The sequence below is a fragment of the Enterococcus nangangensis genome, assembly GCF_005405245.1.
GTDB lineage: Bacteria > Bacillota > Bacilli > Lactobacillales > Enterococcaceae > Enterococcus_J > Enterococcus_J nangangensis.
Genome location: NZ_BJDR01000001.1, coordinates 85,701 through 111,156, shown reverse-complemented (window position 1 = coordinate 111,156; position 25,456 = coordinate 85,701). Strand labels below are relative to the sequence as shown.

The 25,456-nt window shown below is 41.9% G+C and carries 28 protein-coding genes; 10 read left to right on the top strand and 18 right to left on the bottom strand.

Features of this window, described 5'->3' with window-relative positions; all coding sequences use genetic code 11:
* Nucleotides 1-5: 5 nt before the first annotated feature.
* The 7 genes from FFM57_RS00660 to acpS form a co-directional block, all read right to left on the bottom strand.
* Nucleotides 6-1,280, bottom strand: coding sequence for a glutamate-5-semialdehyde dehydrogenase (locus FFM57_RS00660; protein ID WP_137598594.1), 1,275 nt, complete (start codon nt 1,278-1,280; stop codon nt 6-8).
* Nucleotides 1,273-2,109: a glutamate 5-kinase gene (gene proB / locus FFM57_RS00655; RefSeq protein ID WP_137598593.1), complete on the bottom strand. Its 837-nt coding sequence runs from the start codon at nt 2,107-2,109 to the stop codon at nt 1,273-1,275. Before proB ends, FFM57_RS00660 begins: the two co-directional genes overlap by 8 nt.
* A gap of 137 nt (nt 2,110-2,246) precedes the next feature.
* Complete coding sequence (locus tag FFM57_RS00650) at nt 2,247-2,531, bottom strand: hypothetical protein (protein WP_137598592.1); 285 nt, start codon at nt 2,529-2,531, stop codon at nt 2,247-2,249.
* A 4-nt stretch (nt 2,532-2,535) separates the two neighbouring features.
* Nucleotides 2,536-3,459, bottom strand: coding sequence for a Gfo/Idh/MocA family protein (locus FFM57_RS00645; RefSeq protein WP_137598591.1), 924 nt, complete (start codon nt 3,457-3,459; stop codon nt 2,536-2,538).
* 97 nt (nt 3,460-3,556) lie between these two features.
* Nucleotides 3,557-3,916 carry a type II toxin-antitoxin system PemK/MazF family toxin gene (locus FFM57_RS00640; RefSeq protein WP_137598590.1) on the bottom strand — a complete coding sequence of 120 codons (360 nt, stop codon included), beginning with the start codon at nt 3,914-3,916 and terminating at the stop codon, nt 3,557-3,559.
* Nucleotides 3,917-3,927: 11 nt separating this feature from the next.
* Nucleotides 3,928-5,052, bottom strand: a complete 1,125-nt coding sequence (gene alr, locus FFM57_RS00635) for an alanine racemase (RefSeq protein ID WP_137598589.1) — start codon at nt 5,050-5,052, stop codon at nt 3,928-3,930.
* 13 nt (nt 5,053-5,065) lie between these two features.
* Complete coding sequence (acpS, locus tag FFM57_RS00630; protein ID WP_137598588.1) at nt 5,066-5,425, bottom strand: holo-ACP synthase; 360 nt, start codon at nt 5,423-5,425, stop codon at nt 5,066-5,068.
* Nucleotides 5,426-5,550: 125 nt separating this feature from the next.
* On the opposite strand from acpS, the gene FFM57_RS00625 reads away from it, so the two are divergent.
* Nucleotides 5,551-6,444: a phosphotransferase gene (locus FFM57_RS00625; RefSeq protein WP_137598587.1), complete on the top strand. Its 894-nt coding sequence runs from the start codon at nt 5,551-5,553 to the stop codon at nt 6,442-6,444.
* Nucleotides 6,445-6,476: 32 nt separating this feature from the next.
* Here the strand turns inward: FFM57_RS00625 and cshA are convergent, their stop codons facing one another.
* The 3 genes from cshA to FFM57_RS00610 form a co-directional block, all read right to left on the bottom strand.
* Entirely contained in the window at nt 6,477-8,045 is a 1,569-nt protein-coding gene (gene cshA / locus FFM57_RS00620) for a degradosome RNA helicase CshA (RefSeq protein ID WP_137598586.1), read from the bottom strand.
* A 144-nt stretch (nt 8,046-8,189) separates the two neighbouring features.
* Complete coding sequence (locus tag FFM57_RS00615; RefSeq protein WP_371851225.1) at nt 8,190-9,548, bottom strand: UDP-N-acetylmuramoyl-tripeptide--D-alanyl-D-alanine ligase; 1,359 nt, start codon at nt 9,546-9,548, stop codon at nt 8,190-8,192.
* Between the two features lie 5 nt (nt 9,549-9,553).
* A complete protein-coding gene (locus FFM57_RS00610) occupies nt 9,554-10,600 on the bottom strand; it encodes a D-alanine--D-alanine ligase family protein (RefSeq protein ID WP_137598584.1) in 1,047 nt (348 codons plus the stop codon).
* Nucleotides 10,601-10,787: 187 nt separating this feature from the next.
* Here FFM57_RS00610 and FFM57_RS00605 point away from each other — a divergent pair, with 187 nt between their 5' ends.
* The 4 genes from FFM57_RS00605 to FFM57_RS00590 all read left to right on the top strand — a co-directional run bounded on the left by FFM57_RS00605 (nt 10,788) and on the right by FFM57_RS00590 (nt 14,302).
* Nucleotides 10,788-11,768, top strand: coding sequence for an ADP-ribosylglycohydrolase family protein (locus tag FFM57_RS00605; RefSeq protein WP_137598583.1), 981 nt, complete (start codon nt 10,788-10,790; stop codon nt 11,766-11,768).
* A 122-nt stretch (nt 11,769-11,890) separates the two neighbouring features.
* On the top strand, nt 11,891-12,985 hold the full coding sequence (locus FFM57_RS00600) for an ABC transporter permease (protein WP_137598582.1): 1,095 nt from the start codon (nt 11,891-11,893) through the stop codon (nt 12,983-12,985).
* Nucleotides 12,986-12,988: 3 nt separating this feature from the next.
* Nucleotides 12,989-13,666 (top strand): ABC transporter ATP-binding protein, encoded by a 678-nt coding sequence (locus FFM57_RS00595; protein ID WP_137598581.1) that lies wholly within the window; start codon nt 12,989-12,991, stop codon nt 13,664-13,666.
* Nucleotides 13,667-13,681: 15 nt separating this feature from the next.
* Nucleotides 13,682-14,302, top strand: a complete 621-nt coding sequence (locus FFM57_RS00590) for a hypothetical protein (RefSeq protein WP_137598580.1) — start codon at nt 13,682-13,684, stop codon at nt 14,300-14,302.
* Nucleotides 14,303-14,417: 115 nt separating this feature from the next.
* Here FFM57_RS00590 and FFM57_RS00585 read toward each other — a convergent pair whose 3' ends face one another.
* Nucleotides 14,418-15,776: a S1C family serine protease gene (locus tag FFM57_RS00585; RefSeq protein ID WP_137598579.1), complete on the bottom strand. Its 1,359-nt coding sequence runs from the start codon at nt 15,774-15,776 to the stop codon at nt 14,418-14,420.
* Nucleotides 15,777-15,962: 186 nt separating this feature from the next.
* Between FFM57_RS00585 and rlmH the strand changes: the two genes are divergently transcribed.
* Nucleotides 15,963-16,442, top strand: a complete 480-nt coding sequence (gene rlmH, locus FFM57_RS00580; RefSeq protein WP_137598578.1) for a 23S rRNA (pseudouridine(1915)-N(3))-methyltransferase RlmH — start codon at nt 15,963-15,965, stop codon at nt 16,440-16,442.
* Between the two features lie 12 nt (nt 16,443-16,454).
* On the top strand, nt 16,455-17,195 hold the full coding sequence (gene truA, locus FFM57_RS00575) for a tRNA pseudouridine(38-40) synthase TruA (protein ID WP_137598577.1): 741 nt from the start codon (nt 16,455-16,457) through the stop codon (nt 17,193-17,195).
* Nucleotides 17,196-17,306: 111 nt separating this feature from the next.
* Here the strand turns inward: truA and efp are convergent, their stop codons facing one another.
* Nucleotides 17,307-17,870, bottom strand: a complete 564-nt coding sequence (gene efp / locus FFM57_RS00570) for an elongation factor P (protein ID WP_137598576.1) — start codon at nt 17,868-17,870, stop codon at nt 17,307-17,309.
* 168 nt (nt 17,871-18,038) lie between these two features.
* Here efp and FFM57_RS00565 point away from each other — a divergent pair, with 168 nt between their 5' ends.
* Both FFM57_RS00565 and FFM57_RS00560 read left to right on the top strand, forming a co-directional pair.
* Complete coding sequence (locus tag FFM57_RS00565; RefSeq protein ID WP_137598575.1) at nt 18,039-18,272, top strand: hypothetical protein; 234 nt, start codon at nt 18,039-18,041, stop codon at nt 18,270-18,272.
* Nucleotides 18,273-18,285: 13 nt separating this feature from the next.
* On the top strand, nt 18,286-19,110 hold the full coding sequence (locus FFM57_RS00560; RefSeq protein ID WP_137598574.1) for a YitT family protein: 825 nt from the start codon (nt 18,286-18,288) through the stop codon (nt 19,108-19,110).
* A gap of 35 nt (nt 19,111-19,145) precedes the next feature.
* Here FFM57_RS00560 and FFM57_RS00555 read toward each other — a convergent pair whose 3' ends face one another.
* Nucleotides 19,146-20,465: a DUF438 domain-containing protein gene (locus tag FFM57_RS00555; protein ID WP_137598573.1), complete on the bottom strand. Its 1,320-nt coding sequence runs from the start codon at nt 20,463-20,465 to the stop codon at nt 19,146-19,148.
* Nucleotides 20,465-20,698 (bottom strand): DUF1858 domain-containing protein, encoded by a 234-nt coding sequence (locus tag FFM57_RS00550; protein WP_137598572.1) that lies wholly within the window; start codon nt 20,696-20,698, stop codon nt 20,465-20,467. The genes FFM57_RS00555 and FFM57_RS00550 overlap by 1 nt, the downstream gene beginning before the upstream one ends.
* A gap of 150 nt (nt 20,699-20,848) precedes the next feature.
* Between FFM57_RS00550 and FFM57_RS00545 the strand changes: the two genes are divergently transcribed.
* Complete coding sequence (locus FFM57_RS00545; protein WP_137598571.1) at nt 20,849-21,412, top strand: HD domain-containing protein; 564 nt, start codon at nt 20,849-20,851, stop codon at nt 21,410-21,412.
* A 55-nt stretch (nt 21,413-21,467) separates the two neighbouring features.
* Here the strand turns inward: FFM57_RS00545 and FFM57_RS00540 are convergent, their stop codons facing one another.
* From FFM57_RS00540 to FFM57_RS00525, 4 genes are all read right to left on the bottom strand, one after another.
* Nucleotides 21,468-22,184 carry a YoaK family protein gene (locus FFM57_RS00540; protein WP_371851224.1) on the bottom strand — a complete coding sequence of 239 codons (717 nt, stop codon included), beginning with the start codon at nt 22,182-22,184 and terminating at the stop codon, nt 21,468-21,470.
* Between the two features lie 104 nt (nt 22,185-22,288).
* Entirely contained in the window at nt 22,289-22,483 is a 195-nt protein-coding gene (locus FFM57_RS00535) for a heavy-metal-associated domain-containing protein (protein ID WP_137598569.1), read from the bottom strand.
* An 11-nt stretch (nt 22,484-22,494) separates the two neighbouring features.
* Nucleotides 22,495-24,948 carry a heavy metal translocating P-type ATPase gene (locus tag FFM57_RS00530; protein ID WP_371851223.1) on the bottom strand — a complete coding sequence of 818 codons (2,454 nt, stop codon included), beginning with the start codon at nt 24,946-24,948 and terminating at the stop codon, nt 22,495-22,497.
* Between the two features lie 5 nt (nt 24,949-24,953).
* Complete coding sequence (locus FFM57_RS00525; protein ID WP_137598567.1) at nt 24,954-25,382, bottom strand: CopY/TcrY family copper transport repressor; 429 nt, start codon at nt 25,380-25,382, stop codon at nt 24,954-24,956.
* Nucleotides 25,383-25,456: the final 74 nt, after the last annotated feature.

Sequence of the window (25,456 nt, the reverse complement as noted above, 5' to 3'; positions counted from 1 at the left end):
TTTTTCTATTTGCTAAAATCGGCGCCTGTCGTACCCCGAATTTGTCCATTCCCTAAAATAATATATTTGTAAGAGGTTAATTCTTTTAGCCCCATGGGACCACGAGCGTGCAATTTTTGCGTGCTAATGCCAATTTCCCCACCAAGTCCGAAACGTTCGCCATCGGTAAAACGCGAGGAAGCATTCACGTAGACCGCCGCCGCATCAATGTCCGCTAAAAAAGCTTGCGCCGTCTGATAATCATTAGTCACAATGACCTCTGAATGACCCGTCGAATGTTTTTGAATATGTTCAATTGCGGCTTGATAATCGGCTACCACTTTAACCGCGAGTGTTAAATCCAAAAATTCGGTATCGTAATCGGCGGCTGTCGCTGGTATGGCTTTTGGCAAGAGTGCACAAGTCGGGGCATCACCTTTAATAGTCACACCATATTTTTCCAGTTCAGCGCCGGCTACCTTTAAAAATTCAGCGGCGACAGCTTCGTGGACAATTAAATTTTCTAAAGCGTTACAAACCGCCGGGCGATCTACTTTGCCATTAATTAAAATTCGCGTGGCCATCGTAAGATCCGCAGCGCAGTCCACATATAAATGACAATTGCCGACACCTGTTTCAATCACCGGGACCGTTGCTTCCTTCACCACCCGCTGAATTAAGCTCGCGCCGCCGCGGGGAATCAAACAATCTATATAATTATTCATTTGTAACAATTCTGTCACTAATGCCCGATTAGGATCGGTAATGAGTTGAATTGTTTCTTGCGGCACGTTAGTGGCCTTTAATCCTCTTTGTAGGGCGTGCCAAATAGCTTGATTCGATTGCAAGGCTTCTTTACCACCGCGTAAAATTACCGCATTACCTGATTTAAAACAAAGGGCGGCGGCATCAGCGGTCACATTGGGGCGCGATTCATAAATAATTCCAATGACGCCGATGGGCACCCGTTGTTTGCCAATTTGCAGACCATCTTGAGAAACAAACATTTCTTCCACGTAACCAATGGGGTCAGGGAGCTGGGTAATTTGCTGAATACTATCAGCCATTGCCGCCACCCGTTGCGCGTTTAATTTTAGGCGCTCTAAGAGGGCCGCACTCAAGCCCATTTCACGGGCTGACAAGAGGTCCTCTTCGTTAGCGGCCAAGATTGCCGACTCCTCTGCTAATAAGGCCGCTGCCATAGCGCAAAGGGCGGCGTTTTTTTGCGCCGTTGACATTTTACGTAAAACATTTGCGCTAGCTTTGGCTGCTTGGCCCATTTTTTCTAGTAAACTACTCATCGCCTACTCCCCCTTCCGTATTGGCACCGATAAAATAAGTGCCAATCTTTTCCCCTGCTAAAATATTAAAAAGTAACGCTGGATCTTGGGCTTGGGCTAAAACCATCCCTTGACCATTGGCTAGGATGCGCTTCGCTGCTTTAAGCTTCGTCAACATCCCCCCAGTGCCAAAGATACTTCCTTGTCCGCCGGCTTTAGCCATTAGTGCATCCGTTACTTCATGAATTGTCGCGTATAAAACAGCATCAGGATTTTCCGCTGGATTTTTATCATAAAAACCGGCGACATCTGATAACATAATCAATAAGTCAGCCTGACAAATTTCAGCGACAATCGCTGAGAGTTGATCGTTATCGCCAAATTTTGTGGCATGGGCTAACTCATCGACAGCGACAGTATCATTTTCATTGACGACAGGAATAATCTTCATGGCTAAAAGTGTCTCCAAAGTATTGACGACATTTTGATGACTAGTAGGAAATTCCACAATATCTCGGGTCATTAAAATTTGTCCCACTGTTTGTTGATAATGGGCAAAGAAACGACTGTAAAGGTTCATCAGCTCACTTTGTCCCACAGCAGCTACTGCTTGTTGTTGACTAATGGTTTGTGGCCTTTGGTGCAAGGCTAATTTATTTAAACCCACCCCAATGGCGCCAGAAGAAACGAGAATAATTTCTTTGTCGCCCTGGTTCAAAGTACTTAGAACAAATGCCAGTCGATCAAACTGTTGATAATTTACTCGACCATTGGCTTGCATTAAAGAACTGGTGCCAATTTTAATCACGATACGTTTACTTTCAATAATTTTTCTTCTACTCTTTTCCATCTTGCCACCTCTTCACCTGTTAAGTTGTCGCTAATAGTACCATGAATACTGACAATTGATAAGTAGAAAAACAAGAAAATAAAAAACAGTAGCCTAAAAGGTACAACTTTACGCTACTGTTCCATTCGTTATTCAGCTTATTTACTCTCATAGGGCATGAAATCAATTAACTTTTCCCCTTGAAAAGAGACGAGCCCTCGCATCCCGATTCCTAAATTTTTTAATTGTTCTTTATTGCCCGTCAAATGCAGCTCGCCGGCTTTTGTTTGTAAGATGACGGTAAGCTGCGAATAGTCACAGGCTAAGACTTCGCCAAAAATTTCGACGACAGCAACTTTAGGATGCCGCAAGCGCTGAAACTTTTGGTAAACAAAATAAAGGAAGCCTAGCAAAATAAGTATGACGACTACATAACCTAACATGATGCTACTTCCTTTCGCTATTATTTTCGTTAGCTGCTAAAATTTCGGCAATTAATTGATGACTTTGTAACAGATACGGTTGTACGGGAAAACTTTCGCCTGTACGCCACTTTTCCACGGCTTGTAAAAAATCTAGCAAACAAGCCTTAAATCCCCGCGTCGTTAAATTTTCTTGCCAATCCGCTGGAACAAAATGCATCTCTTCTTGGGCAAAGTGTACCAAATGATTTAAATTGGTTAAACGATATGTTCCTTGATGACTTTCACTTTGTATAATTTCTTGATTAGCACCAGCATTAAAGTTACACGTTAAAAATGCCGTCTGCTGGCGGTTAACAAGGCGGCAGTTGACCCGTTGCAATACGCCAACTTGTGTCACGATTTGACTATCAGCTAACTGTACGTCCCCGTGCATTAAAAAGACTGCGGTATCCATCAAGTGAATCATTAAATCGTACAATAAGTAGGCTGGCTCCCCTCCACCTTTTCGGCGATTCTTTTGTAAATAAAATTGCGTACTATTATTTTTAGTTAATGGCGTTAAAAGCGGCACATAACGCCGATTAAAACCAACATAAAATGGTAATTGTTGACTGTTAGCCAAAGCAATTAATTCCTGGACCTCAGAAAAATCTTCACTAATAGGTTTATCGACATAAACCGCCACGCCTGCTTTGAGACACTGCTTGATGAAGGCATAATGGACTTGAGTAGCGCTGTGAATAAAACAAGCATCGATGTTTTGCGCCAGCAAATCGTCTAAGTTGGTTACGACTTGACTGAAGCCATATTTTTGTTGCAAGTGTTGTGCTTTCTCCTGATCATTTGAAGCTAAAATAACTTTTAAAGAATCTTGCATTTGACTATATAAAGGCAAGTAAGCTTTTTGACAAATATTTCCAAGACCCATGACCCCAATTTTTAACATCTTCTTCCTCCTTGCAAAGGTTTAAGTAAAAAAGGCGCGACACCTTATTTTAAATGGTGCCCCGCCTTTTTGCCAAACTTTATGTATAATCCTGAAATTAGTTTTTCACGGGTACTGCGGCGACGCCAACACTAATCCGTAACGCATCGTCCACTTGCTCCATGATGCAAGGAGCCAAGTGACAAACTTTTTCTTTTAGGCGCGCTTTATCGATGGTGCGAATTTGTTCTAGCAAGATGACAGAATCACGATCGATGCCTGAATTTTTTGCGGTGATGCCAATATGGGTTGGTAATTTAGGCTTAGCCATCTTGGCTGTAATCGCCGCCACAATGACGGTGGGGGAAAAATGGTTGCCTAAATTATTTTGCACCACTAAGACCGGTCGTGTGCCACCTTGCTCTGAACCAATCACAGGCGATAAATCCGCAAAGTAAATATCACCGCGTTTGACCATAGCAATCCTCCTTATTTTTCTTGATAAACGCGAGGAATACGGTCGGATAATTGACAGCACACCTCGTAATGAATTGTTCCTAGATGTTGCGCTACAGCTTGGACAGAAATACGTTGGCCATTATTTTCACCAATCAAAGTAACTTTAGTCCCAATCGGAAATTCTTGGGGCAAACGAATCATCATTTGATCCATACAAACCCGTCCAATAATTTCGCAAGGAACACCCGCTACTAAAACGTGAAAACCTTGCATCTTCCGCAACCAGCCGTCAGCATAACCAATGGGCACCGTGCCAATCCATTCCGTGGCGGGCGTGGTATAGGTCTTGCCGTAACTAATTCCTTGACCTGATGGCACTAATTTTACTTGAATTAACTCTGACACTAATTCTAAAGCTGGCTTGAGAGGAGCATCTAAGGCTAGTGCTGTGCCTGACGGATTTAAACCGTACATACTAACACCTAAACGCACAACGTTCCCCACCCCAGCGTGATGCCAAAGAGCGGTGGCCGAATTAGAAGAGTGTACATAACGCGGGCGTTCTGGTAGAACAGCCACTAATTTTTCAAACTTAGCTAGTTGTTCTTGATAATAAGTCGCATCCTCTTCGTCTGCGGTAGCAAAATGGGTGAAGACTCCTTGTAAGTCCAATTGAGAATCTTGAGTAATCAAGTTGTACGCTTCTAAAAGATTTTTTTCTTCAGCAAAACCAATCCGTCCCATCCCGGAATCAATCTTCAATTGTAAATGTAACGTGCCAGCTTTAGGATTTGCTGCTAACTGGTCCCTGACTTCTTTAAGCCACGGCAAATTACCACAGGTCACCATGAAATTATTTTCAATGGCTAAAGGTAAATAATGGGCGTCTACCATATTTAAAATTAAAATCGGTTCAGTAAAGCCTGCACTTCTTAACTGCAACGCTTCGTCTAAAAGGGCAACGCAAAAGCCCGTCGCGCCACCAGCTTTCGCGGCTTGCGCTACTGCCACGGCCCCATGACCGTAACCATTAGCTTTGACTACTGCAAAAATTTCTGTTCCTTGCGGCAACTGGCTTAAGTGCCAACGCACATTATCGGTAATGCGCTTTGTATGTACAACAACTCGTGTTGGACGGTGCCAACCTGTGATCATCTGAATCCTTCCTTTATGCAACAGTTTCCAATAAAACTTGGGCCATGGCCGTCGTTTGACTATGCGAAATCGTGACAAAAACATTCCCCGCAAAAGGGTGCTTCGTCATGACCGGCTGGCCGGCTTCATTGTTTAAAATTTCTAAATCTAAAAAGCTCACCGCTGAACCAATACCCGTGTGGTACGCTTTACTAAAAGCTTCCTTGCAGGCAAAACGTCCACCTAAAAATTCGGTTTGCCGTTTAGGTGTTAAGGTTTGAAAGACAGCAATTTCATTGGGGGTTAATACGCGGGAGATAAACTGTGGCTTTTGGGCAATCAATTGTTGCATACGCGGTAGTTCTACTAAATCTACACCGATGCCATAAATCATCTCTTAGCACCCCTTTGTCTTTTAGATACGCCTAATTGTATCAAACTTTTTCTAAAAAAGACAACAAAGAAAAAAAGATTTCCTTAAAATATGGTATACTAGAAAAAATTTTAGGAGGTGCAAAGATGACGGTTGTTAAGATTCCGATTCCTTATGAACAATTTCTAACTAGACATCCTTCATTCAATCTTGAAAAACCTACACAGCTAGCCCAGTACACCGACCCAACTTTGGCAAAAGTTTATGAAGTCTACGAAGTAACGTACGGGGAGAAAATTTATTTATTGAAGCAAACAAATGATACGGAAATCACCGCCTTAAAATTTCTCCAAGAGGCCAATCAAGCGCTGCCGGTCCCTTCTTTACGCCAAACTTTTACCGCAAACCAAAAAACGTGGTTGTTGCGGGAATTTTATGACGGGGAAACTTTGGAAGAATTTACCGCCGCTTCTGCCCAACCTTTAGCTAGCGCCCTAGGAAAAATGACCAATACTTTTTACACGACGACGAAAAAGACCGACTTAGGGCAACGGGAGACAACCCGCTGGGAAAAAAGAAAAAGCTATTTAACTGCCTATCCCGAGTTTTCCGCCATTATCCAAAAATTTTTAGCAAGACAACAAAATATTCCGCAAACTTTTGTGACGGATGATTTATTGCCGCTAAATGTTTTGAATACCGTCCAGGGTCCCCTCTTCTTTGATTGGGATTGTGCTTGTTGGGGTTCTTACGTCAGTGAAGTTGGCCGCTTTTGTGCATTTTTTGTCTTGCCCTTATCGTCAGGATATTATCACAGTACGCCAGAAATTGTCGCCAGCTTACTCCAAGAATATTATGCGGCCCTGTTGCCTTGTGCACAGGAAAAAATCCCTTATGAAACATATTTACAAGACGTCTTTGAAGAAGTCACCCATCAATACTTATTATGTATTCATGATGCAACGAGTGCTGAAAATTATATCTGTGCTTGGCAACAATGGTGTCAAAATTTTTGGTCCCCGATTCTGAAAAAAGGCTAGTTGCTCAGGTGAGCAACTAGCCTTTTTAACGCTTAATCTTCTTTTTTACGAATGGTAAACTTACGATCATAGTTGCGCTTGCCATTGGTTTCGTTTTTCTTACGACGATCATAGCCTTTACCGTCGCCGCGGTCTTTGTAGCCATCATCTTTTTTACGACGGTTACTTGGTCGTTGACCTTCTTTGTTATACCGACGGCCATCACGGGAATTTCCTTTGTGGCTATCTTTCCGTGAACCACCACGGGAGTTACCGCCTTTGCTGCCGCCTTTTTTATTAAAAGGCAATGGCCGTTCTGGCGTAATTTTAACCGGCACCGCACTAGCGGGATCTTTAGCCAAAGTTTTTAAAAGCAAAGCAACTAAGTCTTGTGCTTCGTAGCTTTCTAACAATTGACCAGCTGTTTCTTGGTAAAGAGCCAAACCATTTTCATCCAATTTTCCTTGGATTTCTTCAACAGCTTGTCCTAATTGACCTTGTAAGGCTTCTTTTTCCGTTGGCGGACGCATTGGATCCATCCGTTTTTTGGTTAAGTCTTCAATCACGTGCAAGTACCCCATTTCATTAGGGGTGACAAAAGTTACGGAGACACCAGCTTTACCAGCACGACCGGTCCGCCCAATCCGATGGACATAGCTTTCTGGATCTTGTGGGATGTCGTAGTTATAGACGTGGGTCACGCCACTGATATCCAAACCACGTGCCGCAACATCAGTAGCCACTAACACATCTAAACGACCACTCTTAAAGGCTTTTAAGACGCTCATCCGTTTTTGTTGGGATAAATCGCCATGAATACCTTCTGCTTTATAACCACGCATTTCTAGACCACGAGCTAATTCATCCACCCGCCGTTTTGTCCGACCAAAGACGATGGTTAATTCTGGTGATTGGACGTCAAACAGCCGCGTCATAACATCAAATTTTTCGTATTCTTTGGCTTTCACGTAATATTGTTCAATGTTTTCAGCAGTCATTTCTTTGGCTTTAATCTTCACGTGTTCGGGTTCTTTCATGAAGTGTAAACCGATGCGCTTGATTTCGTTGGGCATGGTTGCTGAGAACAATAAAGTTTGGCGTTCTTCGGGAACTTCTTTAATAATTTTTTCAATATCTTCTAAAAAGCCCATGTTTAACATTTCGTCGGCTTCATCTAAAACTAACGTTTGTACGGTACCAAGTTTTAACGTTTTGCGGTTAATATGGTCTAATAACCGACCAGGCGTCCCTACGACGATGTGGGGATGATCTTTTAAGCCACGAATTTGGCGACTGATATCGGCACCACCGTAAACAACTTGGACTTTAATTTTTTTGTCTTTCCCTAAACGATATAATTCTTCTTGCGTTTGAATTGCTAATTCCCGTGTTGGGGCAATCACTAAACCTTGAAGATCACGATTATGGGTATCAATTTTTTGAATCATCGGTAACCCAAAAGCTGCGGTTTTACCAGTTCCTGTTTGTGCTTGTCCAATCACGTCGCCACCAGCTAATGCTAAAGGGATGGTTGCTGCTTGAATGGGGGTGGCTTCTTCAAACCCTGACCGTTCGATTGCTTTCAAGAGTTCAGGGGCTAAGCCAAGTTCAGTAAATTTCAAATAAATGTTCCTCCTACTTTTTAAAAAAAGTTTATTTCATCTTAATATTATATTTATCAACGACAAGTAATCTTACCACAAATGCAACCAGAATGCAAAAAGAGCTGACTTCTTTTCAAAATTTCAGAAAGTCAGCTAAAAATTTTATTTTTTTAAGAGAGCAGCGACAATTTCATCCAGATGCATGCCGTTACTCCCCTTTAAAACAACGTAATCATTAGGCGCAACGGTGCTTAATAAATCGGCAATTAAGTCCGCCTTGGCCGTTTGCGGATAATAATGAAGCGCGCTTTGCGGATATTTTTTCAAGAGTTCCTCATACAAAGCTTGCATCTCTGAACCATACAAGTAAACGATTTGAATTTTATCCGGTTGCAAATACTCAGCGATACCGGCATGTAAAGCCGGCGAAGTCACCCCTAATTCTAACATATCGCCTAAGACTGCAATTTTTTTGCCAGTGGTAGTAAAATCTTGAAAACTTTGAAGCACTAAAGACATAGCCGTTGGATTAGCATTATAGACATCACTTAAAATATGCACCTCGTCATGTGCCAACCATTGACTACGATTTTGCGTTAAGACGACATTTTTTAAACCCTTGAAAATGTCTGCCGGACTCACACCAAATTGTTTACCAAAAAAAGCGGCGATTAAAGCATTTTTCACGTTGAAGTTACCAGAAACAGGAATTTCAAATTCTCCTGGTAAAAAACTGAGGGTGAAAGTCGTCTTTTGTTGCTGTTGTTCTACAATGTGGGCGGTTAAAGGTGAACCCGTCTCCATTTGAAAACGAAAAATTTCTTGGCTGACGTCTGCTAACAAAGGTTCTAATAAAACTTCATCGCCAGGGACCACTAAAAAGCCATCTTTTTTCAAACCATGGGTAATTTCCATTTTGGCTTTAGCGATACCGGACCGCTGACCAAAATATTTTAAATGACTCTCGCCAATTAAAGTAATTGCTGCGGCGTCAGGTTGTCCTAAGCGGGAAAGAAAATCAATTTCCCCTGGATGATCCATCCCCATTTCTAAAACTAAAAATTCGGTGTTTTGGGGCATCGCTAAAATAGTGTAAGGCAAACCAATATGATTGTTAAAGTTTCCTTGCGTTTTATACGTCAGATACTTTTGACTCAAGACGTTAGCGGTCATATCCTTCGTGGTGGTCTTGCCGTTACTTCCTGTAATTGCCACTACTTTCGGGGCGACTTTTTGTAAATAAAAGCGTGCTAAATCTTGAAAGGCTGTTAAGGTGTCTTCAACAAGGATAGCCGGCAGTTGGTGAGGCGCAACCTTCTGGCCCCATAAAGTTGCTACCGCCCCTTTCGCTATGGCACTTTCAAGATAATCATGACCATCGGTGGCTCCTTTTAGGGGAATAAATAAACTGCCTGCTTGTACTTTCCGACTATCAAACTCGACACTCGTGATGGTGATATCTGGATTTAAACGTTGCCCACTATTAAAAAGTGCGGCGATTTCATTAAAGGTAAACATAATTTCTCCTATTTTGTTAAACTTTGTTGCCGTTCTTGTTTTTGACGGAAACGATTCAAGCCTAATTGAATCAGCTCTTCAATCAAGTCCCCATAACTTAAGCCCCGCTCTTGCCATAATGCAGGATACATGGACTTGGGGGTAAAGCCTGGCATGGTATTGATTTCATTAAAGAAAACTTCCCCACTGTTGGTGACAAAAAAGTCGCAACGGCTGAGACCGGTGGCTGCTAAAATTTGGTAGGCCTGCTTAGCGTATTGCAAAACTTTTTCTTGTGTCTCAGGCGCTAAGACTGCTGGAATCACCAGCTCCACGTCTTGATTTTCATATTTTGTTTGATAGTCGTAAAAGTCGACCGGTTTTTTCACTTCTCCTGGCAAACTAGTACGCACCTCATGATTGCCTAATAAAGCTACTTCGATTTCTCGAGCGTCAATCCCTTGTTCCACAATGACACGGCGATCAAATTGAAAAGCCTGTCCTAGCGCCTTTTGCAAACTCTCTCGATCTTCGACGCGAGTAATCCCCACCGAAGAGCCCATATTGGCTGGCTTCACGTACATGGGATAAAGTAGCGCCCCTTCTATCCGTTCAAAAATGGCACGGGGATTTTCTTTCCAAATGTCTTGAATCACGGGAACAAAAGGAACTTGCGGAATACCTGCTTGCAACATTAAATTTTTCGTGACGATTTTGTCCATCCCACAGGCACTAGCTAAGACGCCACAACCTACGTAAGGCATATTTAACGTTTCTAAAAATCCTTGGAAAGTACCGTCTTCACCATTTGGTCCGTGCAAGCAAGGAAAGACTAACGCTTCTGGTTGGTATAAGCTAGTGGGCTCCACTTCTGCTTGTTGAAGTAAACGTAAGCTGTCCATCTCCGTTGGCGCTTCATGCAACACGTCGCCAATTTTAAAGCGACCATTCTTTTGAATGTAAACCGGCGTCACTTCATAATAGCTATAAAAAATTGCTTGCAAAATTGCGTAAGCCGACATGATGGATACTTCATGTTCTGGGCTCTGTCCCCCATAAACCAAAATAATTTTCATACACAAACCCCTTTAGCAAGATTGGCCCAAGCCACTGCAGATCTTTGTCTTGATTTTAGCACAAAACAGTCAACCTCGCAGAAAAAAATGAAAAATGAATATCTGGTGAAAAAAATTAAAAGTATATTTTGCTTTTATGATGTTTTTTTACTACAATGAGGGTAGGTAAAGAAAGGTGGCAAGAACTATGGAAACACAACTTATTTCAGGAGCCTTATTAGGCAGTATCGTCGGCGATGCATTAGGCGTCCCGGTAGAATTTATTCCTCGTGATCGTTTAACACGGCAACCGGTTGTTGGGATGCGCGGCTTTGGTACCCACAATCAACCAGCCGGAACCTGGTCTGACGATTCTTCAATGCTCTTAGCAACTGTCGTTAGCTTGACAGAAAAAGGCGTCGATTATCAAGACGTCATGGAACGCTTCTTAGGGTGGTTACGTAACGGCGAATACACTCCTAATGGTCTTAGCTTTGGCGTTGGCGTCAGTACTGAACGTTCCATCTCCCGTTTTGAAGGCGGCTTGACCCCTTTGAAGTGTGGCGGTATCGAAGAATCTGACAATGGTAATGGCGCTTTAATGCGCGTACTGCCGTTAGTCTTTGTCTTACGGAAAAAATTCGGTAACGACTTCAACTCGTTACCAGAAGCTTATGACATCATTCATAATTACGCAAAATTAACCCATGGCCATCCCCGCAATTTAATGGCTTGTGGTATTTATGTTTCCATCGCCAATGAGTTATTAAATCGGACGGAGCGCCGTTTGAAAAATTATAAAGGTCACGCCATTTCTGTGGGTTTGAAAAAAGCACGAGACTACTATCAAGGGATGCCGACTTTCCAAGCGGAGAGCGCCTACTTCGCCCGCATCTTTAACACTTACTTTGGAATGCTGCCTAGAAAAGAAATTAAAAACACTGGCTATGTGGTGGATTCCTTAGAAGCTAGTCTTTGGAGTTTTATTAACGGCCGGAACTATGCCGACTGTGTCATGAAGGCCGTCAATCTTGGCGGCGATACGGATACTAACGCGGCAATTTGTGGCGGCTTAGCTGGGATTTATTACGAATTTTCTTCTATTCCCGAAGAATGGCTAGCTCAATTGCAACGCAAGGATTGGATTGAAGAGACATTAAAAGCTTTCGCTGAAAAGTACGCCGAATAAATTTATTTAAACTAGCCAAACAAGAAGGATGCGTCTCTTTGAGACAAGTCCTTTTTGTTTTGGAATGCTTTTAAAAAGTGTTAAGGTGATAGTGCTTAAAATAATGTTTAAGGAGTGATGAGATGTTTCTCGCCTTGAAAGAAATTCGCGATACCAAATTAAAATACGGTTTACTGACTGGCATCATCTTACTAATCGCTTTAGTGGTCTTTATGTTGTCAGGCTTGGCTGCCGGACTTTCTGACGGTCACAAAAAAGCCATTAGCGATTGGGACGCTACCGGTATGGTCTTAAATGCTAGCGCCAATAAAATTGTTAACGCCTCTAGTTTGGCAGCTAAAGACCTGACTAAAGTCAGTGCTGACAAAGTTGCTGCCGTTGGTTTTTACGCTGGCTCTTTGGTTAAAGATGAAACCAGTGCCACTAAAGATAATGTCTCTGTTTTCGGCGCGGATTCCACTGCCTTTGTCACCCCCAAAGTGACTACTGGTAAAAATTTCCAAGAAAATTATCAAATTACCATCGCTAAAAATTTAGCTACTGCAGAAGATTTAAAAGTTGGTGATATAGTTAAAATTGGTAACTTGGCAGCAGACCTTACAGTGACGGGAATTTTTCCAACCACCACTTACTCAGTAGAGCCGGTAGTGTATACGAACCTGGCAACGTATCAAGCCTTGAAGTATGGTGCCTTACCTGCCAGTGACGACGAGGTTACGGTGAATGCCTTTGTCTTTCAAGCTGACGATTGGTCCAAAGTTTTAGTGACCCAAAGTAAAGAGCAAACCTTAGAAAAAATTTCCAATCAAACCTTCATTGAAAACTTGCCTGGTTACACGGCAGAAAAAATTACTTTAAACTTAATGATTTACGTTTTAATCTTCATTGCTGCCGCTGTCGTCGGGATTTTTATTTACGTTTTAACGCTGCAGAAAAAATCCCTCTTTGGGGTATTAAAAGCCCAAGGTGTACCCATGGGAACCATGGGACGCGCCATTGTCTTCCAAGGTTTCTTGCTAAGTGCCGTAGCGACTATTTTAGCGCTTTTCCTGACAGCTGCTTTGAGCCTCGCCTTTCCTAGTAGTATGCCCTTTAGCTTAGATTGGGGCACGTGGCTTTTCTCCGGCAGCTTGTTAGTAATGGTGGCCACCTTTGCCGGTCTTTGCTCTTTACCCATGATTTATAAAATTGATGCCGTCACGGCGATTGGAGGATAACTCATGGCTTCAAGTAGTTTACGTTTAGAAAATATTGAAAAAAATTTTGGCAGCGGTCATACGGAAATCCACGCCTTAAAAAAATTAAACTTCACGGTAAATCCTGGCGAGTTTGTCGCGATCATCGGTCCATCTGGTTCAGGTAAGTCCACCTTTTTAACGATTGCTGGTCTTTTACAAACGCCAACTGCCGGCAAAGTTTTTCTTGGGGACCAAGACTTAACCGGCCTTGCTGAAAATAAACGGGCAAAAGCGCGGCTTCATGATATCGGTTTTATCTTACAAAGCAATAACTTAGTTCCTTTTCTAAAAGTTAAAGAACAATTTCGCTTTTTAGATCACGTTTTAAAACGTCCTTTTCAAGAAACGGTCTATCAAGAACTATTAACTTCTTTAGACATCGCCGATTTGTCGGACAAAATGCCGCGGGAACTTTCTGGTGGTGAAAAACAACGAGTTACTTTAGCTAAAGCCTTGTATAATGATCCGCAAATTATTTTAGCCGATGAACCCACAGCAGCTTTAGATACCCAACACGCTACAGATGTGGTAAAATTACTTGCTAAAGAGGCTCATACGAAAGGCAAAGCGTGTATCATGGTGACCCACGATATTCGCATGGTTACTTTTTGCGACGTGGTCTATCAACTAGAAGATGGTCGCTTGAGCCGGGAAAATTAAACGAGGAGTACGCCCATGAACTTAGAAGAAAAATTTAAACACTATGTACAAGAAAAAAACAAAATCTTTTTAGCTAAAATTAAAGAGGAACCAACATCATTTATTAAAATTGCGCGGGATACGGTGAAACGGGCCGAAGAATTACAAGTACTCTACCCCTCTGACACCCAACGCTATCATGAAGCCGCAATTGAAATTGTTTCAGTGATGGGTCAAGGTGTAGGCTTAATTCAGCTTTTTACCACAGCCATTGTGGAAGATAATCTGGCCGCCATCGCCCCGGGAAAATTTTTAGATGCCGTTGATGCCTTACCCGCAGTCGACCCGGTGTCCTCCAACGAAATCATTATTACCGTCGCTGAAAAATTACGCAGCTTAGAAAGTGCTGAATATACGTTCGGCGACATCTTCTATCAAAATTATTTTGGTGAATACATGGCTAATATCTTTAACGTTACTTGCGTGGAAGGCTTAAGCGCTCAACCCGAGCTTTTCCACCAATTAAAAGAATTAATCCCCGACCCTAGCGCACCTTTAGTCCTCTATGAAGCCTTAGGAGATGCTAACGACCTTTTGAAAAATGATTTAGCCGATAATTATTATTCTTACGAAAAACTAAAAATGCAACTGCCTTAACTCTTTAAAATTTAAAAGCACTGAGCTCAAACTTTGGCTCAGTGCTTTTAACGTCTTAACACAAAAAAAGCGGAACGCTGCTGCGCTCCGCTTTTTTCCTGTTAAGATTTTTTATTTAATCACCGAAGTAACTTTGACCATTTTGTTGGTTACTGTTACTTTCTGCTTGGCTCGTTAAAGCACTAGAGTCTAAAGTCAATTCCACTTTGACAGATTTTTTCTCTGTCTTGCGGTAAAATTCTACGGTGACTGTATCGCCAATCTTTTTGCTCTTCAAGACTTTCGTTAAATCAGTGGTGCTAGTGATATCGGTATCGTCAACTTTAACAATCACATCGTATTGTTCTATGCCGGCTTTTTCCGCTGGGGTAGCAGTTTCTACAGAGGCAACCACTACGCCACTTGTTAAATCATCAGCCACACCAATGTATGATTTTTGCGCGGTGGATAAATTAGTCAAATCTGTAATCGAAACGCCTAAAGCTGGCCGTTCAACGGAACCATTTGTTTCTAGTTGATTAATAATTGTCACCACATCATTAGAAGGAATGGCAAAACCTAAACCTTCTACCGCAACACTAGAGCTAGACGTTTGAGTGTCTGTAATCTTAGAAGAGTTAATCCCAATCACTTGACCGGCGACATTGACTAACGCCCCACCGGAGTTACCAGGATTAATAGCGGCATCCGTTTGAATGGCGTTAATGTAAACCGCATCGCCGGATTCATTAGTGCTATCAATTTCCCGATTAACAGAAGAAATAATTCCTTGGGTTACTGAGTTAGCGTAATCCGTCCCTAAAGGAGAACCAATGGCAATAGCCGGTTCGCCGACTTTCAAAGCATCGGAATCACCAAAAGAAGCCACCGTCGTTACTTTGTCCGCGGCAATTTTAATGACAGCTAGGTCGGTGTAAGAATCAGTTCCGACTAATTCGCCAGTAACTTTTGTCCCATCGGCTAGTAAAACTTCCAGACCATCTTGTCCTTCCACCACGTGATTATTCGTCACCACGTAAGCGTAGTCGCCTTCTTTTTTATAAATGACACCACTACCTTCACTGGCTGCTTCTAAATCGGAATCATCGGTGGAACCGGAATTATTCCCGTTACCTTGACTCCCGCCGTTACCAAAAATGCCGGCAAAAGGATCTGAGCTTTGTTGAGCAGATTGTAAATTAATGACCGAAACGACGGCGTCTTGTACTTTGGCCACCGCATCCGTTACATCACTATTTACGTCATAAGAAATACTGCTGACCGTCGTATTACCGGCAGAATCCACATTGCCACTAGTCACCGTATTGTCTGCGGTACTGCTAGGATTGCCGAGCCCTACTGTAAAATATAAGGCACCAAATAATAAGGCCCCGCCGACTAAACCACCTAAAAGTCCTGAGACAAAACGATTACCATGTGGATTTTTTGGTTCCTTACTTTGTTTATCTTTTGGTGTAACATCTTTTCTTTCCATAATTGACGGTGTTAAACACCTTTCCTCCTTTTAATCCTTTAATTAAGTATCTCACTTGATTCATTTACAGTCTACTGGAGAGCTTTGAAGAAAATATGAAGAAACTTTTGTAAAATTGCTTTATCTTCTTGAACTTATTCTCTATAGTTAGACGTAGTGATGAAAGAAAAATGAAGAGGTCAAACCATGCAAATTAAAATCTTAACCGTGGGCAAACTAAAAGAAAAATATCTCGTCTTGGGCATTAACGAGTACGCCAAACGCTTAGGCGCCTACACTAAATTTGAAATAATTGAAGTCCCCGATGAAAAAGCACCAGAAAATTTAAGTCCAGCCCAAATGGAGCAAGTAAAAGAAAAAGAAGGGGAACGCCTTTTAAATAAAATTCGTGACACGGATTATGTCTTTGCCCTAGCTCTTGAAGGAACGGAACGCAGTAGTGAAGCTTTTGCCGCCGAACTGGAGCGCCTCACAGTTCAAGGACACTCCAACTTTGTTTTTGTCATTGGCGGCTCGTTAGGGTTAAGTCCTGCTGTTTTAAAACGTGCCAATACCCTCATCTCTTTTGGCAAAATGACTTATCCTCACCAATTAATGCGTTTAATTTTGACGGAACAAATTTACCGCAGCTTTCGCATTAACAACCACGAACCTTATCATAAATAAAGGAGCAAGACGATGCGCAATATTAAAATGACGATTGAATATGATGGTACCCGTTACCTCGGCTGGCAAAAGCTGGGGGATTCCGATAAAACGATTCAAGGAAAAATTGAAAATATTTTAAAACAGATGACTGGCGTATCCACCGAAATTAACGGCTCCGGACGCACGGATGGTGGGACCCACGCCAGAAATCAAATTGCTAATTTTAAAACGACAAGTGAACTTTCTTTACCAGCGATGCGCACTTTTTTGAATCGCTATCTCCCTCAAGACATTGTCGTGAAAGAATTAATCGAGGTACCGGAGCGTTTTCACGCTCGTTACAATGCCACCGGTAAAAAATATAGTTACTTCGTCTGGAATCAAGAAGTTCCTTCAGCTTTTGAAAAAAATTATAGCTACCACATGCCAGAAGAACTTGACCTGGCCTTGATGGAAGCCGCTTGTAAAAAATTATTAGGTACCCACGACTTCCAAGGTTTCTCAGCCTTAAAGAAAACGAAAAAATCCACCATTCGCACCATTGAAAGCATTACGATTGCAAAAGAAGGACCACTGCTTCACTTTACCTTTGTTGGCGATGGCTTTTTACACAAGATGGTGCGAATTTTAGTCGGCACACTGTTAGCTATCGGCCAAGGTGCAAAAGAAATCAGTATCATCGATGAAGTTTTCCACCAAAAAGTCCGCAGCCAAGCCGGTGAGACAGTCCCCGCCCAAGGTCTCTTTCTCGATGAAGTTTATTATGATTAAAAAAAGTTGCTGTTACACCGTTTATGTGAAAAAAGGAGTCTGACAAAATTTTTGTCAGACTCCTTTTTTAAAACACCGCCTTCCCTTAAATAAGGAAGGCAGCACTGATCATTATTTTGTTGCCCGTTTAGAATACGTACCTTCAGCAGTATTAATTTCTAAATATTCACCCGTAGAAATAAAGTCAGGAACGTTAACTACTAAGCCAGTTTCCATCGTTGCTGGTTTACCAGAACCGGTCACTGTTGCCCCTTTAATGGAAGGTTGCGTTTCTGTTACTTGCAAGATAACGGTTGATGGTAATTGTACACCGATTACTTCTGAACCGAAGAATTGAATTTTTACTTCCATGTTTTCTAAAACGAATTTCAATTCATTAGCTACGGCATCAACGGGAATTTCGTATTGTTCATATGTTTCTAAATCCATGAAGTAGGCGGTATCGTCCATAGAGTACAAATATTGTACTGTTTTGGTTTCAATCATGGCTTGTTCAAATTTTTCTTCAGGACGGAAAGTAGTATCTACTACCCCACCGTTACGGACGTCTTTTAATTTCATCCGCATCACAGTATTTCCTTTACCTGGTTTATGGTGCGATGCTTCTAAAACTTTAATCAATTTGTCGCCTTGCAAAAAAGTCATGCCGGCTTTTAAATCACTTGCTGCAATCATGAATAAAAATCTCCTTTTGTCCTATTTTACCTTTAACATTGTATCAAACATCCCGCTGAGTTACTACTCTTTTGCCAAACTTTCTGTTATTTCTCATAGACCTTGTAAAAATATTTTAATTCGCTAAAATAAAAGGAGTTCTCGCAATCCCCTAAAGGAGTTAAAATCATGTCCAAAAAAACATTTACAGCTGTACGCTTAATCATTTATTTCTTAGCTTTAATCCAGCTGCAGTTCAATTTTATTCCCAGCAAGATAGTCACCATTGCTTTAATCGTTATTGCCGTAGCTTTTGTCCTTTACGATTTACTAGATATTTTAAGGTACGACAAAAAAGTGCATGAAGACGCCACTCAAGCGCCTAAAAAAGCAGTGGGTCAATTGAATAAAAAGAAAAAATAAAAGGAAGGTTCTCATGAAAAATGTGAAAGCCTACAGCCTTTTGGTTTTAGGCAGTCTACTTACCGCTATTTCCGTCAATACGTTTGCTGTTAGTAACCACCTAGGAGAAGGTGGCGTGCCGGGGCTCACCATGATGAGCTATTATTTATTTAATATCCCCACCGCCGTCACTAGCTTTATCCTGAACGGTTTACTTTTTTTACTAGGTTTAAAATTTCTAAAAAAAATTATTCTTTTCAAGACTTTATTTGTCATTCTTTGTAATAGTCTTTTTTTAAGTCTTCTGGCGCCCTATCCTTACACCTTCATCACCCCGATTCTGGCGCCCTTAGCAGCGGGTCTTTTTATGGGGGCGGGCATTGGCATTATCTATCAAGGGGGCGGGACTTCGGCTGGGAGTACGATTATTGCCGAAATTTTGAACGTCAAATTCGGTCTTTCTAAAAGCGCCGTGATTTTAGCCACTGATCTGATGGTGATTTTACCTTCTGGCTTAGTGATTGGCTTTGAAAAAATGTGTCTAACAATTATTTCGGTCGTGGTGGGGGCCAAAGCCATCGCCTACATTTCAGAAGGTGCCAAACCACGGAAGTCAGTTTTAATTATTTCGCCACAAGTCACTGCGATTTCCAGTGCATTAGAAAAAGATTTAGCCCGCAACGGTACGTTTTTTACGGGGGAAGGTAGCTTCAGTCACCAAAACCAACGCGTACTTTTTGTGGTCGTGGAAGATAACGAGGTCTTGACCCTGAAAAAAATTGTCCATGCTGTCGACCCGCAGGCTTTTGTCGTGGTGATGGACGCCCAAAATGTTTTAGGTACACGCTTTGCCGGTTAAAAAAAGTTGTAGCGGATGCGCTACAACTTTTTTCTTTAGTCTAATAAACGTTTTTGTCCATCTAAAGCTTGAATTTCGGTAATTTCTTGCGTCACTTCTAAACAACCTAAATATTGATTATTATCATCCCGTAAAGCAAAGTAGCGGATATAAATTTTCTTCCCCCGCATTTCAAACCAGAAGTCAGCGACATCCCGCGTTCCTTCTTTAAAGTCAGTGAGAATTTTTTCCACGATATGCATACTCTTTGGTGGATGACAATTGACGACTTCCCGTCCAACTACAGATTTAGTCCGTGGAAAGACGCGATGCTTACCTTCAGAATAGAAACGTACCACATCGTTACTGTCAACGAAAGTTAAGTCCACCGGGAGCACTTGGAAAATTGCTAAGAGTTCTTGATATTTTAGTAAGCCCGTGGGAAAAACTAATTGTTCCGCAGTATTCACCGCTTCTTCCCAATCGTAATGTTTTTCAGGTGCGGCAACTTCGCCGGTGGTTAAACTTTCTTGAATCGCTTCTGTGGACATTTTAGCCCGTTGAATTTTTTCTTGGCGCTCTGCTTCATGTTCCGCTTCTTTAGCTAGACCAGCTACACTGGCTTTATACGGCAGTGGTTCTGGAATAAAGGCGTAACCAATGTCGGCTGAATCGCGGGCAATTTTTTCCCAATCTTTTAAGCTAAAGACGTCCAAAGTCATAGGAATCATGATTTCTTCTTCTTTAAAAATCATCTCTTCGATTTCCGTTAAGGCGTCTTCCAATAATTCCCGCAGTGGATTAATGGCGGCTTTTGGGGAAGACAGATAAGTAATCACTGCCTTAATTTGTTCCCGTACTCGGTCATCAACTCCCCACATCACTTTAGGCGGAGCAGAGATGCCATATTGTTCCATATAAGAAAAGATTAACGTCTCTTTGCGGGCGTAGTGCTTATCAATTTGGAGTAAATCTTTTAAAGCTGTCAAGAGGCGTTCCCGTTGACTCCAATCGCCTTTTTCCATTTTTTTAAAAGTATCCCGCAGTTCATCATCAATTAAAGATTGAATGACCCGATTTTCCAATTTTAAAGTATGCACGGGATGTCCTGGTTGTTCATGCTCATAGTTGGAACGATGAATATCCGTAATGGAACCTTTAAATACTGCGGCATGAACGTTACATAAGCGTTGAATTTCTGAAGGGTTCAAGCCACTTTGAATCAATTCTCGTTCCGCAGCAGTAATTTCGGTAACGTCTACCCCGTCGAAAGATTCATTAAAGAGGCGTTTGGCTTCTTCAAACTCGCCACCTTCATGTAATAATTTTAAAATCTCGACAATTTTCTTTTGACGTGCATAAGAGGTTTGATCCATTAGTCGGCTCCTTTCACCGTGAAGCCTTGCGCTTCAAAGTAACGAATAATTGCGGTTAAATCTTTTTTCTTCATGCGGGCACCTTTAGGAATTGTCACGTAACGCCCCATCGTATTTAAGATGCCAGGATTTTGAATATCTTTAAAACCTAAAGCAACGAGATGTTCTTTTACTTCAGGATAAGTTTGGACCAACGTATAGACGGAATCATTTAAATCTAAAATTTTTGCCATGTAGCTCCCTCCTAATTGAGAACTTCTCTCAAATCCATTTTACTTTACAGCGAATCGCGTAAAAAAACAAGTCTTCTTCTTAGAATTTTTCCTAGGCAAAAAAGAAAAAAAGCGGTAGAGTGAAGCTAACAAAATCGTTGGAGGTTCCTTATGGCTGAAGAAAATTTATTGGGTATTCTAACCTTTATTAAAAATTGTGAAGGTTTAAAAAAAACGCTACGCACCGCGTGGCTTAGTAATGGACAACAAGAAGACACCGCTGAACATTCTTTTCGTTTAGCGCTACTCACTAGTTGCCTGCTTCCTTATTTTCCAGAAGTTCATCCCCAAAAAGCACTGGAGATGGCTTTGATTCACGATTTAGCAGAGTGTCTCACTGGTGACATCTCCGCTTATTTAAAGCCTGATGCTACGGTTAAAGTCCGAGATGAAGAAGCTGCCTTTCAGGAATTAATCGCTTCTTTACCTATTGCGCAACAGAAGCATTACTTGGAACTATTCACAGCCTATAATCACGACGCTACACCCGAAGCCCACCTAATTAAAGCTTTAGACAAAGCTGAAACAATTATCCAACACAACCAAGGAAGCAATCCTCCAGACTTTTCTTATGCGTTTAATTTAAGTTATGGAAAAAAATTTTTTAATGATCCTCTCTTGCAACAACTGCGGGCACAATTAGATGCCGAGACCCAAAAGAAGCTAGAAAAATAAAAATTGCGGAGTAGTTCCTGCCCTTACTTAACAGACAGCGCTACTCCGCAATTTTTTAATTTTTTTCCGCGGTTTGTTCCAATAATTGTTGACCGTCACCTTTGAAAAAGCGCCAAGTGAAATAAGATTCTGACAAGGCTAACCATAATAAGACAAAAGCAGGCAATAACAACGCATAACGGTCCAGCCAGTGGCAACAGGCTACCGAAGCAATCGCGCCTCCAAGAAAGGCTAGTACAACACTGAGAAAATGGAAAAATTTTTCTTTAGCCCCAGGCACTTTCACCACCGCATAATCGTAAAAATTTGTCACCATGCCTTTTAAATTTCCCGTCGTAAATAAATTCGTGTAGGCCAGTCCGTTAATCTTATCAAAGGTAATCCACTGAATAGAGGCGGTAAAAGCAATCACCACCGTCACTAAAACCGGATGCTGATTAATTTTTGGTAAAGATAAAACAAAGAAAATCAAGGTCTCATAAAATAAAACGTACAAGCGCCAGTAATGAATTTTCTTCTGACGGAAAAACTGAATTAAAAATTTGGCTAACAACAACCCGGCAAAGAAAAACAAGGTACTCATGAGCTTCATTAAAACACTGCCCCATTGTCCTTCACTGCCTTGAATAATAGCTAAAACTAAATTACCAGTTTGTGCCGAAGCGAATGCATCGTAATGGAAGTAAGTATACGCATCCATTGCCCCGCCGACAAAAGTAAGCAATAAGCCTACCGCGCGATTCTCGTGGAAGGATTGATTCAAAAAAGTCATCCCCTAAAAATTTCTTCAACTTACGAGAGAAAGTGTAGCACACTTTTTCTGAAAATTCCAAGAAGTTTTTAGAAGATGACCCTCTTTTTATTTTTGTTACGCTTTTATCCTAATTGGAAATGGGTACCCGTTAAGCTCGCTGCTAAATCTTCTTTACTAGCTGTGCCGGTGACCGTTGCTGTTTTATCGGCTAAGCTCACCTTGACGGCAGTAACGCCAGCTACTTTTTGAAAACGTTCCGTCACATTTTCCACACAACCATCGCATTTCATTCCTTGCACTTCATAAACTTTTTCCATCATCAACGCTCCTAATTCATTTTATATTTTTTTAAACGCAAAGCATTAAGCAATACCGAAACAGAACTAAAACTCATGGCTGCACCCGCTAACATGGGGTTTAACAATGGGCCACCAAAGAGATGTAAAATTCCCATCGCTACTGGAATGCCGATAATATTATAAATAAAGGCCCAGAAAAGATTTTCTTTAATGTTAATCACTGTCTTACGACTTAAGCGAAACGCCTTTAAGACACCAGTCAAACTGGCCTGCATTAAGACGACATCAGCCGACTCTAAAGCAACATCAGTACCGGTACCAATAGCCATCCCTACATCAGCTAAAGCTAACGCTGGCGCATCATTAATGCCGTCCCCCACCATGGCAACCCGGTGACCTTTTGCTTGTAAATCGGCAATGACCGCTGATTTTTCTTGCGGCAAGACTTCTGCAATCACTTGGGTAATTCCTAATTGTTGGGCAATCGCTTGGGCTGTTTTTTGATTATCCCCCGTCAGCATCACCACGTCAACTTTTTCTTTTTGTAAAGCGGCGACGGTTTCTTTACTTTCCGCTTTTAAAGGATCACTCACGGCGACAATCCCTAAAAATTTTTCATGATTTCCTAAAAGCATCGCCGTTTTGCCGAGACGGCTTAAGCGGTTGAGCTCCTTTTCTGCTACACTCACATCCAGTCCAACTTCTGTGAATAAAGCTTGGTTGCCGAAATAAATTTTTTTATCGGCCAAAAGGCCTGTGATACCCCGACCAGCAATTGCTGCAAAATCAGTTACCGTACTTAAGGCTACCTGTTCCTCGTGGGCCTGTTGCAAAATTGCTTGAGCTAAAGGATGTTCAGAATATTTTTCTAAACTAGCGGCCAATTGTAAAATTTCTTTTTCCGTGGCGCCGTTAAATGCTACTACGTCAGTGACTGCCGGTTTTCCTTGCGTCAAGGTGCCCGTCTTATCAAAGACAATGGTATCAATTTTATTCGTCGTCTCTAGTGCTGTGGCATTTTTAAAGAGGACCCCATTTTCGGCTCCTTTACCACTCCCCACCATAATCGCTGTCGGTGTAGCTAAACCTAGGGCACAAGGACAGGCAATGACTAAAACAGAAATCGTAATCGTTAAGGCAAAGACCCAACTTTCTTGACCTAAAAAGTACCAAGCTAAACCACTTAGTATCGCCAAAGCCATCACCACCGGCACAAAAATTGCCGAAATTTCGTCAGCTAAGCGGGCAATGGGGGCTTTAGAACCCTGCGCTTCTTCCACCAGCTGAATAATTTTAGCTAAGGCCGTATCGCCACCAACTTCTGTGGCCCGGAAAGTAAAACTTCCTTTTTGGTTTAAACTGCCGCCGACAACCTGACTGTTAACTGTTTTTTCCACCGGCAAACTTTCACCGGTGATTAAAGATTCATCCACAGCACTACTCCCGGCTACAACGAGACCATCGGTGGGAATACTTTCACCTGGCTTGACGAGAATTTCGTCGCCAGGCATTAACTCCGTAACTTTTACCACTTGCTCTTGGCCATTTTTTACCACCCGCGCTGTTTTTGGTGCTAAATCCAGTAAGCGCGTGATGGCCTCTGAAGTTTTTCCTTTGGCCCGAGCTTCAAAAAATTTTCCTAAGGTAATCAAGGTTAAAATCACTGCTGCCGATTCGAAGTACAAGTCCATGGTAAATTCGTGGCTGCCGTCTACAGTCATAATCACTCCATATAAACTGTAAAGAAACGCGGCGCTAGTTCCCAAAGCTACTAGCGAGTCCATATTGGGATGACCTTTGACTAGCGCTTTAAAGCCATGGGTGAAAAAAGTTCGCCCGATGTAAAGCACCGGCAAAACTAAGACTAATTGCGTCAAGACAAAAGTAACAGGTGCATGATGCGGATCAAGGACTTGCGGTAAAGGTAAACCCACCATATGCCCCATCGCAATATAAAACAAAGGTACCGCAAAAATAGCTGAAGCAATGAAGCGCCGCCATAAATTTTGTTGCTGCATTTCTTTGTCGTGATTCACTTGCGGCAACACCCAATTACTATCCGTTAAAGGGACGGCAACATAGCCGGCCTCTTGCACTACCGCAGCCACTTCTTGTGGAAAATCCCTAAAAGCGTGGGCTGCTACTGTCATCTTTTCACTAGCCAAGTTGACGTTAACATTTTCTACCTGAGACATTTTGGCGACCGCTTTTTCAATCGTCGCGGCACAGCTGGCACAACTCATGCCCTTAATTTGAAAAGTAAATCTTTTTTCTGGCGTTAAAACCTCATAGCCGGCTTCATGAACAGCTTGTTGCAATTTGGGAAAGTCAAAAGAATCTTCCACTTGCACTTGTAAAATTTCCGTCGCTAAATTCACGCTGGCTTTTACCACTCCTGGGACTTGACCGGCGACTTTTTCCACCCGCTGACTACAAGATGCACAGCTCATGCCTGTGACATTAAAGCGTTCTTCCATCTTCATTCCCCCTAACACTGACAGGCATCGCCGCGCTTGACACAATTACACGCAATCGCAGTGACCGCTTCTGCTTTTTTATTTTCTAATTGTTCTTGCAAGTTGATAATATCGCCTAACGTTAAATCATTTTCGGCAATCAAATACGCCAATAACTGGGGAATTTTTTTGGCGCAAAGTTTTTGGCTCACCTCGTGACTCATGAGTTGGGTAGAATCTTCTTCGGAAATTTTCGCCGTGTAAATAAAACTTTTCCCCACTTTTTCCGTCTGTAAAAAATCTTTTTCCACCAGTCGATTTAATAAAGTTTTCACCGTAGACGGTTGCCAAGCCAATTTATCTTTTAATAGTTCACCAATTTCACGGCTAGTACTGGAGTGTTGGGTCCAAATGACGCGCATAATCTCCCATTCTGCTTTGGTAATCCCCTCTTGTTCCATCGTGCTCCCCTCCTTTAACATCATTAGCTTACAGCTTATCGTCTACATTTGTCAACGGTAATGTTTTAAAAATT

What these genes read in the sequence shown, in the direction of transcription:
- FFM57_RS00660 (WP_137598594.1), bottom strand. Translation starts at nt 1,280, where the DNA reads ATGAGTAGTTTACTAGAAAAAATGGGCCAAGCAGCCAAAGCTAGCGCA.
- proB (WP_137598593.1), bottom strand. Translation starts at nt 2,109, where the DNA reads ATGGAAAAGAGTAGAAGAAAAATTATTGAAAGTAAACGTATCGTGATT.
- FFM57_RS00650 (WP_137598592.1), bottom strand. Translation starts at nt 2,531, where the DNA reads ATGTTAGGTTATGTAGTCGTCATACTTATTTTGCTAGGCTTCCTTTAT.
- FFM57_RS00645 (WP_137598591.1), bottom strand. Translation starts at nt 3,459, where the DNA reads ATGTTAAAAATTGGGGTCATGGGTCTTGGAAATATTTGTCAAAAAGCT.
- FFM57_RS00640 (WP_137598590.1), bottom strand. Translation starts at nt 3,916, where the DNA reads ATGGTCAAACGCGGTGATATTTACTTTGCGGATTTATCGCCTGTGATT.
- alr (WP_137598589.1), bottom strand. Translation starts at nt 5,052, where the DNA reads ATGATCACAGGTTGGCACCGTCCAACACGAGTTGTTGTACATACAAAG.
- acpS (WP_137598588.1), bottom strand. Translation starts at nt 5,425, where the DNA reads ATGATTTATGGCATCGGTGTAGATTTAGTAGAACTACCGCGTATGCAA.
- FFM57_RS00625 (WP_137598587.1), top strand. Translation starts at nt 5,551, where the DNA reads ATGACGGTTGTTAAGATTCCGATTCCTTATGAACAATTTCTAACTAGA.
- FFM57_RS00610 (WP_137598584.1), bottom strand. Translation starts at nt 10,600, where the DNA reads ATGAAAATTATTTTGGTTTATGGGGGACAGAGCCCAGAACATGAAGTA.
- FFM57_RS00605 (WP_137598583.1), top strand. Translation starts at nt 10,788, where the DNA reads ATGGAAACACAACTTATTTCAGGAGCCTTATTAGGCAGTATCGTCGGC.
- FFM57_RS00600 (WP_137598582.1), top strand. Translation starts at nt 11,891, where the DNA reads ATGTTTCTCGCCTTGAAAGAAATTCGCGATACCAAATTAAAATACGGT.
- FFM57_RS00595 (WP_137598581.1), top strand. Translation starts at nt 12,989, where the DNA reads ATGGCTTCAAGTAGTTTACGTTTAGAAAATATTGAAAAAAATTTTGGC.
- FFM57_RS00590 (WP_137598580.1), top strand. Translation starts at nt 13,682, where the DNA reads ATGAACTTAGAAGAAAAATTTAAACACTATGTACAAGAAAAAAACAAA.
- FFM57_RS00585 (WP_137598579.1), bottom strand. Translation starts at nt 15,776, where the DNA reads ATGGAAAGAAAAGATGTTACACCAAAAGATAAACAAAGTAAGGAACCA.
- rlmH (WP_137598578.1), top strand. Translation starts at nt 15,963, where the DNA reads ATGCAAATTAAAATCTTAACCGTGGGCAAACTAAAAGAAAAATATCTC.
- truA (WP_137598577.1), top strand. Translation starts at nt 16,455, where the DNA reads ATGCGCAATATTAAAATGACGATTGAATATGATGGTACCCGTTACCTC.
- efp (WP_137598576.1), bottom strand. Translation starts at nt 17,870, where the DNA reads ATGATTGCAGCAAGTGATTTAAAAGCCGGCATGACTTTTTTGCAAGGC.
- FFM57_RS00565 (WP_137598575.1), top strand. Translation starts at nt 18,039, where the DNA reads ATGTCCAAAAAAACATTTACAGCTGTACGCTTAATCATTTATTTCTTA.
- FFM57_RS00560 (WP_137598574.1), top strand. Translation starts at nt 18,286, where the DNA reads ATGAAAAATGTGAAAGCCTACAGCCTTTTGGTTTTAGGCAGTCTACTT.
- FFM57_RS00555 (WP_137598573.1), bottom strand. Translation starts at nt 20,465, where the DNA reads ATGGATCAAACCTCTTATGCACGTCAAAAGAAAATTGTCGAGATTTTA.
- FFM57_RS00550 (WP_137598572.1), bottom strand. Translation starts at nt 20,698, where the DNA reads ATGGCAAAAATTTTAGATTTAAATGATTCCGTCTATACGTTGGTCCAA.
- FFM57_RS00545 (WP_137598571.1), top strand. Translation starts at nt 20,849, where the DNA reads ATGGCTGAAGAAAATTTATTGGGTATTCTAACCTTTATTAAAAATTGT.
- FFM57_RS00540 (WP_371851224.1), bottom strand. Translation starts at nt 22,184, where the DNA reads ATGACTTTTTTGAATCAATCCTTCCACGAGAATCGCGCGGTAGGCTTA.
- FFM57_RS00535 (WP_137598569.1), bottom strand. Translation starts at nt 22,483, where the DNA reads ATGGAAAAAGTTTATGAAGTGCAAGGAATGAAATGCGATGGTTGTGTG.
- FFM57_RS00530 (WP_371851223.1), bottom strand. Translation starts at nt 24,948, where the DNA reads ATGAAGATGGAAGAACGCTTTAATGTCACAGGCATGAGCTGTGCATCT.
- FFM57_RS00525 (WP_137598567.1), bottom strand. Translation starts at nt 25,382, where the DNA reads ATGGAACAAGAGGGGATTACCAAAGCAGAATGGGAGATTATGCGCGTC.